A 12,453-nucleotide genomic window follows, 5' to 3' on the forward strand; every position below is an offset into this window, starting at 1 on the left:
CGGACCGCGCCGGCAAAAGAGCCGGCGCGGGAGCGTGGTGCGGTGGTTACTCGGCCGCCTCGGCGGGCGGCTCGATCTGGTCGTTGGCCGACTTCTTCGAGGAGGTGAGCTCCACGTTGAGGCCGAGGGAGCGCATCTCCTTGACGAGCACGTTGAACGACTCGGGGATGCCCGCCTCGAAGGTGTCGTCGCCGCGCACGATGGCCTCGTACACCTTGGTGCGGCCGGCGACGTCGTCCGACTTCACCGTCAGCATCTCCTGCAGGGTGTAGGCGGCGCCGTAGGCTTCGAGGGCCCACACCTCCATCTCGCCGAAGCGCTGACCGCCGAACTGCGCCTTGCCGCCCAGGGGCTGCTGGGTGACGAGGGAGTACGGGCCGATGGACCGGGCGTGGATCTTGTCGTCCACGAGGTGGTGCAGCTTCAGCATGTAGATGTAGCCCATGGTGACCTTGCGGTCGAAGGGCTCACCCGTGCGGCCGTCATAGAGGGTCGACTGGGCCGACCGGTCGAGACCGGCCATTTCCAGCATCTGCTCGATGTCGGCTTCCTTGGCGCCGTTGAACACCGGGGTGGCCATCGGCACGCCGCGGCGCACGTTGTTGGCCGCCTCCGCCATGTCCTCGTCCGACAGGCCTTCGAGCTCCGACGGCGAGTAGATCGCCTCCATCTCCGCCTTGAGGGGGGCGATGTCGTTGCTGCGGAGATAGGCGTCCACGGCGAGCCCGACCTTGCGGCCGAGTCCGGCCGCGGCCCAGCCCAGGTGGGTCTCCAGGATCTGACCGACGTTCATGCGCGAGGGCACGCCGAGGGGGTTCAGCACGATGTCGGCATGGGTGCCGTCCTCGAGGAACGGCATGTCCTCGATGGGCACGATGCGCGACACCACGCCCTTGTTGCCGTGGCGGCCGGCCATCTTGTCGCCCGGCTGGATCTTGCGCTTCACCGCGACGAAGACCTTGACCATCTTCATGACGCCGGGGGGCAGCTCGTCACCGCGCTGCAGCTTCTCGACCTTGTCGAGGAAGCGCTGCTCGAGGCGCTTCTTCGACTCGTCGTACTGCTTCTGCATCGCTTCCATCTCGGTCATGAGACGGTCGTCGATGACGGCGAACTGCCACCACTGGGAGCGCGGGTACTCGGAGAGACCCTCGCGGTTGAGCACCGTGTCCTTCCGGAAGCCCTTCGGACCGGCGATGGGCGCCTGACCGATGAGCACGCCGGAGAGGCGGGCGTAGGTGTTGCGGTCGAGGATCGCCTGCTCGTCGTCGCGATCCTTGGCGAGGCGCTCGATCTCCTCGCGCTCGATGGCCTGGGCGCGCTCGTCCTTGTCGACGCCGTGGCGGTTGAACACCCGGACCTCGACGATGGTGCCCGTCACGCCCGGGGGTACCCGGAGCGACGTATCGCGGACGTCCGACGCCTTCTCGCCGAAGATGGCGCGCAGGAGCTTCTCCTCCGGCGTCATCGGGCTCTCGCCCTTCGGGGTGATCTTGCCGCACAGGATGTCGCCGGCGTGGACCTCGGCACCGATGTAGACGATGCCGGCCTCGTCGAGGTTCTTCAGGGCCTCTTCGGAGACGTTGGGGATGTCGCGGGTGATCTCTTCCGGACCGAGCTTGGTGTCCCGGGCCATCACCTCGAACTCCTCGATGTGGATCGAGGTGAACACGTCATCCTTCACGATCCGCTCGGAGAGCAGGATCGAATCCTCGAAGTTGTAGCCGTTCCACGGCATGAACGCGACGAGCACGTTCCGGCCGAGGGCCAGCTCGCCGAACTCCGTCGACGGGCCGTCGGCGATGATCTCGCCTTTCTTGACCTGCTCGCCGACGCGGACCAGGGGCTTCTGCGTGATGCAGGTCGACTGGTTCGAGCGCTGGAATTTCTGGAGGCGGTAGATGTCGACGCCGGGCTTGTTGGCGTCGGCCTCTTCCGTGGCGCGGATGACGATACGGGTGGCGTCCACCTGATCGACGATGCCCGAGCGGCGCGCCGCGATGGCGGCACCGGAATCGCGGGCGACGACGGCCTCCATGCCGGTGCCGACGAAGGGCGCGTCGGCGCGGACCAGGGGCACCGCCTGGCGCTGCATGTTCGAGCCCATGAGGGCGCGGTTCGCGTCGTCGTTCTCGAGGAACGGGATGAGCGCGGCGGCCACGGAGACGAGCTGCTTCGGCGACACATCCATGAGATCGACGCGGTCCGGCGGCACGACGATGACGTCACCGGCGCGGCGGCAGACCACGAGGTCCTCCGTCAGCTTGAAGGCCTCGTCCATCTGGGCGTTGGCCTGGGCGACGTAGTACTTCGCCTCCTCCATGGCCGACAGGTAGGCGACGTCCGTGGTGACGACGCCGTCCTTCACCTTGCGGAACGGGGTCTCGATGAAGCCGTACTTGTTCACGCGGGCGAAGGTCGCCAGGGAGTTGATGAGGCCGATGTTCGGGCCTTCCGGGGTCTCGATGGGGCAGATGCGGCCATAGTGGGTCGGGTGCACGTCGCGCACCTCGAAGCCGGCGCGCTCGCGGGTCAGACCGCCGGGGCCGAGCGCCGAGAGGCGGCGCTTGTGGGTGACCTCCGAGAGCGGGTTGGTCTGATCCATGAACTGCGACAGCTGCGACGAGCCGAAGAACTCGCGCACGGCCGCGGCGGCCGGCTTCGCGTTGATCAGGTCCTGCGGCATCACCGTGTCGATGTCGACGGAGGACATCCGCTCCTTGATGGCGCGCTCCATGCGGAGCAGGCCGAGGCGGTACTGGTTCTCCATGAGCTCGCCGACGGAGCGCACGCGGCGGTTGCCGAGGTGATCGATGTCGTCGATCTCGCCCTTGCCGTCGCGGAGATCCACGAGGGCCTTCACCACGGCGAGCATGTCCTCGCGGCGCAGGGTCCGCACGGTGTCCTCGGCGTCGAGGTCGAGGCGCATGTTCATCTTCACGCGGCCGACGGCCGAGAGGTCGTAGCGCTCCGAATCGAAGAACAGCGAGTGGAACATCGCCTCCGCCGTATCGAGCGTCGGCGGCTCGCCGGGACGCATGACGCGGTAGATGTCGAACAGCGCGCCCTCGCGGGCGGAGTTCTTGTCCACGGCGAGCGTGTTGCGGATATAGGGACCGACGTTGATGTGATCGATGTCGAGCACGGGCAGCTCGGTGATGCCCACCTCTTCGAGGCTCTTCAGGAGCTTGTCGGAGATCTCGTCGCCGGCCTCGGCCCAGATCTCGCCGGTCTTGGCGTTGACCAGGTCCTCGGCGATGTACTGGCCGATGAGGTCCTCGTCCGTGGCCTTGAGGAAGTTCACGCCGCGCTCGGCGATCTGCCGGGCGTTGCGGGCGTTGAGCTTCTTGCCGGCCTCGAGCACGACCTCGCCGGACTCCGCGTCGATGAGATCGACGGAGGCCTTGAAGCCCTTCAGGCGGTCGGCGTCATACGGCACGCGCCACTCGGCGCCGTCACGGTCGTACATGACGCGGTTGTAGAACGTCGACAGGATTTCCTCGCCGTCGAGCCCGAGGGCGAACAGCAGGGAGGTCACCGGCAGCTTGCGCTTGCGGTCGATGCGGACGTGGACGATGTCCTTGGCGTCGAACTCGACGTCGAGCCAGGAGCCGCGATACGGGATGATGCGCGCCGCGAAGAGCAGCTTCCCGCTCGAATGCGTCTTGCCCTTGTCGTGATCGAAGAACACGCCCGGCGAACGGTGCATCTGCGAGACGATGACGCGCTCGGTGCCGTTGACGATGAAGGTGCCGTTCTCCGTCATCAGGGGCATGTCGCCCATGTAGACGTCCTGCTCCTTGATGTCCTTGACCGACTTGGCGCCGGTGTCGGGATCGACGTCGAACACGATGAGGCGGAGCGTCACCTTGAGGGGGGCCGCGTAGGTGATGCCGCGCTGGCGGCACTCGTCGACGTCGTATTTCGGCTGCTCGAACGTGTACTTCACGAATTCGAGCAGGGCCGTGGCCGAGAAGTCGGAGATCGGGAACACCGACTTGAACACGGTCTGCAGGCCTTCGTCGCCCCGCCCGCCTTCCGGCTCGTCCATCATCAGGAACTGGTCGTAGGATGCCTTCTGAACCTCGATGAGGTTCGGCATCTCGGCGACTTCCTTGATCTTGCCGAAGAATTTGCGAATGCGCTTGCGACCGACCAGCGTGTTGGCCATGGGTGACCTCGCTCCTACGTCCCGCGTACCGGATGCCCGGGGAAGGCTCGTGCCTCCCGCGACCAGGCGATGGACGCGCCCCGCCGGACGCCGCCCTCCCGAACTGAAAATCTGGTGGCCCGTCGCCGGGCCGGTCGTGTCGCCGGAAGCGACCTTAGCCCACGGGCGCGAACCCGCGGGCCTTCGGTGCCGTCAGGTCCCGGAGGACCCGACGGAGAGGGTGGGCCTGGAGCGGCCCACGGGGAAGAGTCTTACTTGAGCTCGACCTTGGCGCCAGCCTTCTCGAGCTGAGCCTTGAGCTTCTCGGCCTCTTCCTTGTTGACGGACTCCTTGACGGCCTTCGGGGCGCCCTCGACGAGGTCCTTGGCTTCCTTGAGGCCGAGGCCGGTGATCGCGCGGACCTCCTTGATGACCTCGATCTTCTTGTCGCCGGCGGCGGTGAGCATGACCGTGAACTCGGTCTGCTCCTCGACGACGGCGGCCGGACCGGCGGCGGGGCCGGCGACGGCGACGGCAGCGGCGGCCGAGACGCCCCACTTCTCTTCGAGCAGCTTGGCGAGGTCGGCGGCCTCGAGAACGGTCAGCGAGGACAGGTCGTCGACGAGCTTGGCGAGATCAGCCATGGTTGGTTTCCTTCAGAGATCGGTTTGAACGGATGGGTTTGGGAGGACGATGCGGCGTCAGGCCGCTTCGTCCTGGGCCTCGTCCTTCGTGGCATAGGCTCCGAACACGCGGGCGAGCTTGGCCGCCGGTGCGCTGACAACCTGGGCGATCTTGGTCGCGGGAGCCTGGATGAGGCCCACGATCTTGGCGCGCAGTTCGTCGAGGGACGGGAGCGAGGCCAGGGCCTTCACGCCGTCCGGGTTCAGGGCTGTCGTGCCCATGGCACCGCCGAGGATCACGAGCTTGTCGTTCCCCTTGGCGAAGTCCACCGCCACCTTGGCGGCCGCGACCGGATCGCTCGAATAGGCGAGCAGGGTCGGGCCCTTCAGGAGGGGCTTGATGGAGGCGACGTCCGTGCCATCGAGAGCGATGTTGGCGAGGCGGTTCTTGGTGACCTTCACGGTGGCACCGGCGAGCTTCATCTGCGAGCGCAGCTTCTGCATGTCGGCGACCGTGAGGCCCTTGTAGTGGGCCACGACGACGACGGACGTGTTCGCGAACACGCCGTTGAGCGTCGAGACGAGATCAGCTTTGGCTGTCCTGTCCACTGGGGCTCTCTCCGGTTGGCGGAACCCGAGAATGGGTCCGCCGGTTGCACATGCCGCCCGGGACGGTACTCGGCCACGAAAAGCCGGAACGTCCTGGACGACGCTTCACGGCCCTGTCCCCTGCGATCCCCCGGATGGGTGGACGGCACGGGTGAGATGGTTCAAACCGATGCCCCGTCCCGTCCGCCTGAGCGTCCGGAGCAGGGACTTGAATTTCGGTCTTCCCCGTCTGTGCAGGCTGGGAAATTAAGCCGGGGACCCGGCGCCTGCAGTCTCGGACAGGACATGGCCGGACGAAGCCTGAGCGGGTGTTGGCCCCCTCAAAGCCTTCCGGCCATCACCACCTGGTTGCCCAGGCGATCTCTCAAGTCGAAACCGACCGATCGGCCGATTCCTTTCTCGTGTATGAAAACGTTGAGCGCGGTCTATAGAACCTTGCAAGCGGCCTGCCAAGGCCCCCCGCATGACTATTCCGTCGCAGGCGACGATTTTCCTTGACGGGGTTTGGGCCCCGCCCGCGTGGCGGGAGGGGCCGTTCCGCTCCGTGGGAACGCCGTCGCTACGTCGGCAGGAACCGGCGCGCGGCCTGCCACCACGGGGTGCGCACTTCCTTCGCCTGGTCGGCCTTGGCCGCGTAGAACGAGGCGTTGTGCTCGCCGCGCAGGGCCTCGCGGGTGAAGCGGATGAGGTGGTGGGCGACGAAGCCCATGTTGAACACCGCCTCGATCTGCCCGCGCCGGAGGGCGTGGCCCGCCGCCTTCCAGAACACGCCGCGGTAATCCGACAGCACGCCGACCCGGAGGGCGATGTTGAAGCCGAGGATGAGGCCGCGGCGCAGGTTGGTCCGGGTAAGCTTGCCCTTCAGCGGGGTCTTGATCCGGTGCGGGTAGGTCCGCTCGACCTGATACTTGAAGCGCTCGAACAGGTGGGCCGGCTCGTACGCGTGGGCGATGGCCCGGCGCCAGCTCGCCACCACGTCGTCGTGGGGGCGCTTGAACAGGACGTTGGATTCGAGGGACGCGTCGTGCAGCAGCCGGCCCTCGCGGGTCAGGCGGTCCCATAGGGGCGTCTTGGGCAGGGCCTGCAGCAGGTTCATGGTCAGCACCGGCACCGCCGACTTGTCGACGAAGTCGATGAGCTTCTGCTCCGAACCGTCGGTCTCAGTGTCGAGGCCGAGGATGATGCCCGAGGTGACCTCCAGGCCGAAGCTGTTGAGGGTCTCGATGGCCTCGTACATGGGCACGGCGGCGTTGTGCTTCTTGTCGATGCCGGCGAGCGCGTCCTCCTCCGGCGTCTCGATGCCGACGAAGACGGTCATGAAGTTGGCCTGGCGCATGAGCTCGAGGATGTCGGGCTGCTTCGCCATGTTCAGGGTCGCCTCGCAGGCGAACTGAAGCGGGTAGTGGTTCTTCTTCTGCCACGCCACGAGGTGGGGCAGCATGTCCTTCGTCGCCTTGCGGTTGCCGATGAAGTTGTCGTCGACGAAGTACACCACCGCCGGGTGGCCGGGCTGGGAGATGATGGCGTCGAGCTCGCCCAGCATCTGCTCGGGGCTCTTCAGGCGGGGCTGGCGGCCGTAGAGCTGCGGGATGTCGCAGAACTCGCAGCGATACGGGCAGCCCGACGAGAACTGCAGGGAGCCGATGAGGTAGCGCTTGAGCGGGGCGGCCTCGTAGGCCGGCGCCGGGAAGTCGGAGAGCGGCAGGCGCTCCTTCGTCTCCAGGCGCACCTGGGCCGCCGGGATCGACACGTCGCGGTCGAGGATCGCCACGAGCTCGTCGGTGGCGTCGCCGATCTCGCCGACATGGAGGTAGTCGAACTCGGGGTACTGCTCGGGCGAGCCCGACACCGAGGGTCCGCCCAGCGCCGTGACCTTACCGGCGGCGTGCGCCCGCGCGTAGATGTCGCGGATCTGCGGCGCCTGGATGTGCATGCCCGACACGAACACCGCGTCGGCCCAGGCGAAGTCGTCCGGCCCGGCCCGCTTGATGTTCTCGTCGACGAACCGGTACTCCCAGGTCTCGGGCATGTACGCCGCGATGAGCAGCAGCCCCTGGGGCGGCATGAACGCCTTGACGCCGCCCATCAACGGATAGGCGTGCGCGAACGTCCCGAAGGACGGCGTGTAGGCGGGGAAGACGCACAGGATGCGTCGCTTGGAGGAGACGGAGAGGGTGCATCGCATGGCTGCGTATCTAGCACACGCATCCGCGAAGGCGTCCCCCTCGCCTGTCGATTTCTCAAGCGGCGTTTGCGGGCCCGCAGGCGGTATCCGATGCGTTCACGGGGGTTTGAACGGTGCGTCACCCGAACCCCGACCGCCCGGCGCCTGCGTGGGCCCCCCCAAACGAAAACGCCCGGCCGTGGGGCCGGGCGTTTCCAGACGTGCGGGCGGGGCTGCGGGCGCTAGGCCGGCAGAACCGTCGAGGGCTCGACCTTGACGCCCGGACCCATGGAGGAGGTCACGGCGACGCGCTGGACGTACTGGCCCTTGGCGCCGGCGGGCTTGGCCTTGGAGACCGCGTCGGCGAACGCCTTGATGTTCTCGACGAGCTTGTCGGCGTCGAACGAGACCTTGCCGATGCCGGCATGGACGATGCCGGCCTTCTCGACGCGGAACTCGACCGAACCGCCCTTGGCGCCGGCCACCGCGGACTTCACGTCCATGGTGACGGTGCCGACCTTCGGGTTCGGCATCAGGCCGCGCGGGCCCAGCACCTTGCCGAGACGGCCGACGAGGGGCATCAGGTCCGGGGTGGCGATGCAGCGATCGAACTCGATCTTGCCGCCCTGGACGATCTCGAGGAGGTCCTCGGCACCGACGATGTCGGCGCCGGCTTCGCGGGCCTCGTCGGCCTTGGCGCCGCGGGCGAACACCGCGACCCGCACCGTCCGGCCGGAGCCGTTGGGCAGGTTGCAGACGCCGCGGACCATCTGGTCGGCATGGCGCGGGTCGACGCCGAGGTTCATGGAGACCTCGACGGTCTCGTCGAACTTGGCGCTGGCCTTCTCCTTAACGAGCTGGATCGCCTCGTCGATGGTGTAGAGCTTGAGCGCGTCGATGCCCTCGCGGGCGGCGCGGATGCGCTTGCCTTCGTGTGCCATGGTGCCCTCCCCTTAAGCGACGATGTCGAGACCCATGGCCCGCGCGGAGCCACGGATCATCGCGACGGCGGCATCCACCGAATCGCAGTTCAGGTCGGGCATCTTGCGCTCGGCGATCTCGCGCAGCTGTGCCTCGGTGACCTTGCCGACGTTCGAGCCGGGCTTGCCCGGGGTCTTGGAGCCGGAAGCCGGCTTCTTGCCGATCTTCAGGCCGGCGGCCTTCTTCAGGAAGAAGGTCACCGGGGGCTGCTTCATCTCGAAGGTGAAGGAGCGATCCTGGTAGGCCGTGATCACGACCGGGATCGGGGTGCCCTTCTCGATCTGCGAGGTCTTCGCGTTGAAGGCCTTGCAGAATTCCATGATGTTGAGGCCGCGCTGACCGAGCGCGGGGCCGATGGGCGGCGACGGGTTCGCGGCGCCGGCCGGAACCTGAAGCTTCACGTAGCCCGTGATCTTCTTTGCCATAGGGACTGCTCCCAAAGAATGCCCGGCACCCGGCTGGCCTCAGCGCGGATGGAGCGGGCGGTTGCAGGTCGCGGTGCGGCCCGTGGACCCCGGCGGCGAACCGGGCGGACCTTCCGCGTGTGATGCCGAGGGGGCTTTGCCACCCACGGCGTTCTCACGACCGGCGTGACGCCGATCGGGAAAGGGACGGACGAATCAACGTTGATTCATCGAAGATCGCGAAACTAGAGCTTCTCGACCTGGGCGTATTCGAGTTCCACCGGGGTGGCGCGGCCGAAGATCGACACGGCGACCTTGAGGCGCGAGCGGCTCTCGTCGATCTCTTCCACGGTGCCGTTGAACGACGCGAACGGGCCGTCGGAGACGCGCACGGTCTCGCCGATCTCGAAGGAGATCGAGGGTTTGGGGCGATCGACGCCCTCGGCGACCTGGCCCTTGATGCGCTCGGCCTCCGAATCCGGGATCGGCACGGGCTTCGACTTGTCGGCCCCGAGGAAGCCGGTGACCTTGGGGGTGTTCTTGATGAGGTGGTAGACCTCGTCGGTCAGGTCGCACTTCACCAGGACGTAGCCGGGGAAGAACTTGCGCTCGGCATCGACCTTGCGGCCGCGGCGGACCTCGACGACCTTCTCGGTCGGGACCATGACCTCGTCGAACAGCTCCATCAGGCCACGCTGGGCCGCCTGATCCTTGATGGATTGCGCGACCTTGTTCTCGAAATTCGAGTAGGCGTGGACGATGTACCAGCGCTTCGACACGTTCTCACCAAATCCTGACGTCGGTCGGCCGGTCGCGAAAGCGCGCCCGGACCGAGAAACTAGTTGGTCCCGACCCCGAGGATCAGGGTCACGAGGTAACGCATGGCCTGATCGACCACGGTAAAGAACAGGCTCGCGGCGACCACCATGATGAACACCATCACGGTGGTGACCACGGTCTCCTTGCGGGTCGGCCACGTGACCTTGCGGCCCTCGTCGCGGACCTGGCCCAGGAACTCCACGGGGCCGACGCGCTTCGGCGCGGGCCGCACGGGGGGCGTCGCCCGGGCCGGACCCGGCGTGACGGAACCGCGCTGCGGGGTGCGCGCGAGGTCCGTTTTCTTCGATGCTTCGTTCGATGCCATGGCGCCAACAAACAGGGAGAACGGTCCGGGGATCGGGAAAGCGCGATGCGTGGGCCTGGAACCAAGCCTGCCGCGACGGCCTTCATCGATCTCGGAAGGCGACCGCTCTAGCGCAAGTCCCCGTGCTTGTCGACTGCACCGGGCAACGACTCGCGGGGAAGTCCAGCCTTGCCGAGAAGCGGCCAGATGGGGGATGTCGCGACGTGGTCTTGACTTGGAGCAGCCGCCAAGTGGCAGGAGTGGAGGGACTCGAACCCGCAACCTCCGGTTTTGGAGACCGGCGCTCTGACCAGTTGAGCTACACTCCTAGGCGCAGCGCTCCTTGCCCGATCCTCGGGTCCCGCGCAAGGGGGTGAGGTGCCGAAGCCGGCAAAATCCGGCGTCCGAACTGTCGGGGCCGGCGGGCGAACCCGGCCCTTCACCCCTCCCCCCGATCATCGTCCGGAACACGGTATCCCGGACGATGCCCTCGGTCCTTGTTTTGGCATCGGCCTTTTCCCGAAAGCCCATGCCCACCTTTCGGACCGATGTCCTAGCGGCCGTGCTGAGAGAGTTCGAACGGGGTAAGTGGACGTACGCCGGCCGCGTAGTAAGCGAAAAGCTCCGTGCTGCGGCTGTAGGGACCGCGATGCATGTAATCGACCACGGTCCGGGCGAGTGACTGCTTGGCCTCACTGTCGGGTGTCCAGGCGATGAGGACGTCCCGGGTGGGGACCGCGACGACGATGCTGGGCGTGCCGAGGCCCTCGCGGATCTGGTCCATTACCATGGGGACCATCGGCTCCGCGCCCGTCGGGCCGGCGACCTGGGCATCCAGGTTGTCGAGGAACAGGGGGCCGATGCGGATCTGCCTCGGGTCGGCGTCGAGGGTGACCGCGACATCCGGGACGTCGCTGCGCAGGATTTCCACGACTTCGTCCCAGAGGACGCCGCTGTGCAGATCGTCGCCACCCGCGCGGTCCGGGACGATGCCCGCGAGAGTTGCAATTCCTGCCGCCGCGAAGCGTCGCCGGGTGAGGGAATTCGAGGGTCCATCCACGAATCAGCCCCCCGATCCACAACTCAGGGTTATGAAACGCCAAGGCCCGCGCGCCGTCAAGACGGAGCGCGGGCCTCATGGAATCAGGCCTTATGGGGTCGACGGAACGACGACCCGGCGCGGCGGGGCCGCGCCGGACGGAAGACTACTCGTTGATGGCGGCGACGACGCCGGCGCCGACGGTGCGTCCGCCTTCACGGATGGCGAAGCGCAGCTTCTCTTCCATGGCGACGGGCACGATGAGGGTGACGTCCATGGTCACGCTGTCGCCCGGCATCACCATCTCGGTGCCCTCGGGGAGGACGCACACGCCGGTCACGTCCGTGGTGCGGAAGTAGAATTGCGGGCGGTAGTTGGTGAAGAACGGGGTGTGGCGGCCGCCCTCTTCCTTGGTGAGGATGTAGGCCTCGGCCTTGAACTTGGTGTGGGGCTTGACCGAGCCGGGCTTGCACACGACCTGGCCGCGCTCGACGTCCTCGCGCTTGGTGCCGCGCAGGAGCACGCCGACGTTGTCGCCGGCCTGGCCCTGGTCGAGGAGCTTGCGGAACATCTCGACGCCCGTGACCGTGGTGGTCTGGGTGTCGCGGATGCCGACGATCTCCACGGTCTCGCCGACCTTGACGATGCCGCGCTCGACGCGACCCGTCACCACCGTGCCGCGGCCCGAGATCGAGAACACGTCCTCGATGGGCATCAGGAACGGCTTGTCGATGGGACGCTCCGGCTGCGGGATGTAGTCGTCCACGGTCTTCATCAGGGCGATGACGGCGTCGTGGCCGACCTTGGCGTCGCCGTTGTCGAGGGCGACCTTGGCCGAACCCTTGGTGATCGGGATGTCGTCGCCGGGGAAGTCGTACTTGGAGAGGAGCTCGCGCACCTCCATCTCGACGAGCTCGAGGAGCTCCTCGTCGTCGACGAGGTCGACCTTGTTGAGGAACACGACGAGGGCCGGCACGCCGACCTGGCGGGCGAGCAGGATGTGCTCGCGGGTCTGCGGCATCGGGCCGTCGGCAGCCGACACCACCAGGATCGCGCCGTCCATCTGGGCGGCACCCGTGATCATGTTCTTCACGTAGTCGGCGTGGCCGGGGCAGTCGACGTGGGCGTAGTGGCGGTTGGCGGTCTCGTACTCGACGTGGGCCGTCGAGATGGTGATGCCGCGGGCCTTCTCCTCCGGCGCCTTGTCGATCTGGTCGTAGGCCGTGAACGTCGCCCCGCCCGTCTCGGCCAGGACCTTCGTGATCGCCGCCGTCAGCGACGTCTTGCCGTGGTCCACGTGACCGATCGTGCCGATGTTGCAGTGCGGCTTCGTACGAGCGAATTTCTCTTTGGCCATCGT

The 12,453-nt window shown here is 67.1% G+C and carries 10 protein-coding genes and 1 tRNA gene; all 11 read right to left on the bottom strand.

Annotation, left to right across the window (positions count from 1 at the left end; all coding sequences use genetic code 11):
* Window positions 1-46 precede the first annotated feature (46 nt).
* The 11 genes from rpoB to tuf all read right to left on the bottom strand — a co-directional run bounded on the left by rpoB (window position 47) and on the right by tuf (window position 12,450).
* On the bottom strand, window positions 47-4,171 hold the full coding sequence (gene rpoB / locus FV218_RS10145) for a DNA-directed RNA polymerase subunit beta (protein ID WP_056092078.1): 4,125 nt from the start codon (window positions 4,169-4,171) through the stop codon (window positions 47-49).
* Window positions 4,172-4,422: 251 nt separating this feature from the next.
* Window positions 4,423-4,794, bottom strand: coding sequence for a 50S ribosomal protein L7/L12 (gene rplL / locus FV218_RS10150; RefSeq protein WP_056092074.1), 372 nt, complete (start codon window positions 4,792-4,794; stop codon window positions 4,423-4,425).
* A gap of 57 nt (window positions 4,795-4,851) precedes the next feature.
* Window positions 4,852-5,382 (bottom strand): 50S ribosomal protein L10, encoded by a 531-nt coding sequence (gene rplJ / locus FV218_RS10155; RefSeq protein WP_056092073.1) that lies wholly within the window; start codon window positions 5,380-5,382, stop codon window positions 4,852-4,854.
* Window positions 5,383-5,941: 559 nt separating this feature from the next.
* On the bottom strand, window positions 5,942-7,567 hold the full coding sequence (locus FV218_RS10160) for a B12-binding domain-containing radical SAM protein (RefSeq protein ID WP_056092070.1): 1,626 nt from the start codon (window positions 7,565-7,567) through the stop codon (window positions 5,942-5,944).
* 221 nt (window positions 7,568-7,788) lie between these two features.
* Window positions 7,789-8,487 (bottom strand): 50S ribosomal protein L1, encoded by a 699-nt coding sequence (rplA, locus tag FV218_RS10165; RefSeq protein WP_056092068.1) that lies wholly within the window; start codon window positions 8,485-8,487, stop codon window positions 7,789-7,791.
* 12 nt (window positions 8,488-8,499) lie between these two features.
* On the bottom strand, window positions 8,500-8,952 hold the full coding sequence (gene rplK, locus FV218_RS10170; RefSeq protein ID WP_056092066.1) for a 50S ribosomal protein L11: 453 nt from the start codon (window positions 8,950-8,952) through the stop codon (window positions 8,500-8,502).
* A 224-nt stretch (window positions 8,953-9,176) separates the two neighbouring features.
* Window positions 9,177-9,710, bottom strand: a complete 534-nt coding sequence (nusG, locus tag FV218_RS10175; protein ID WP_056092062.1) for a transcription termination/antitermination protein NusG — start codon at window positions 9,708-9,710, stop codon at window positions 9,177-9,179.
* Window positions 9,711-9,769: 59 nt separating this feature from the next.
* Window positions 9,770-10,075, bottom strand: coding sequence for a preprotein translocase subunit SecE (gene secE, locus FV218_RS10180; protein WP_056092058.1), 306 nt, complete (start codon window positions 10,073-10,075; stop codon window positions 9,770-9,772).
* A 231-nt stretch (window positions 10,076-10,306) separates the two neighbouring features.
* A tRNA-Trp gene (locus tag FV218_RS10185) sits at window positions 10,307-10,383 on the bottom strand.
* Between the two features lie 224 nt (window positions 10,384-10,607).
* Window positions 10,608-10,985, bottom strand: coding sequence for a hypothetical protein (locus tag FV218_RS10190; RefSeq protein ID WP_187273018.1), 378 nt, complete (start codon window positions 10,983-10,985; stop codon window positions 10,608-10,610).
* 274 nt (window positions 10,986-11,259) lie between these two features.
* Window positions 11,260-12,450, bottom strand: coding sequence for an elongation factor Tu (gene tuf / locus FV218_RS10195; protein WP_147709611.1), 1,191 nt, complete (start codon window positions 12,448-12,450; stop codon window positions 11,260-11,262).
* Window positions 12,451-12,453 lie beyond the last annotated feature (3 nt).

The organism is Methylobacterium sp. WL69, from assembly GCF_008039485.1.
Taxonomy (GTDB): Bacteria; Pseudomonadota; Alphaproteobacteria; order Rhizobiales; family Beijerinckiaceae; genus Methylobacterium.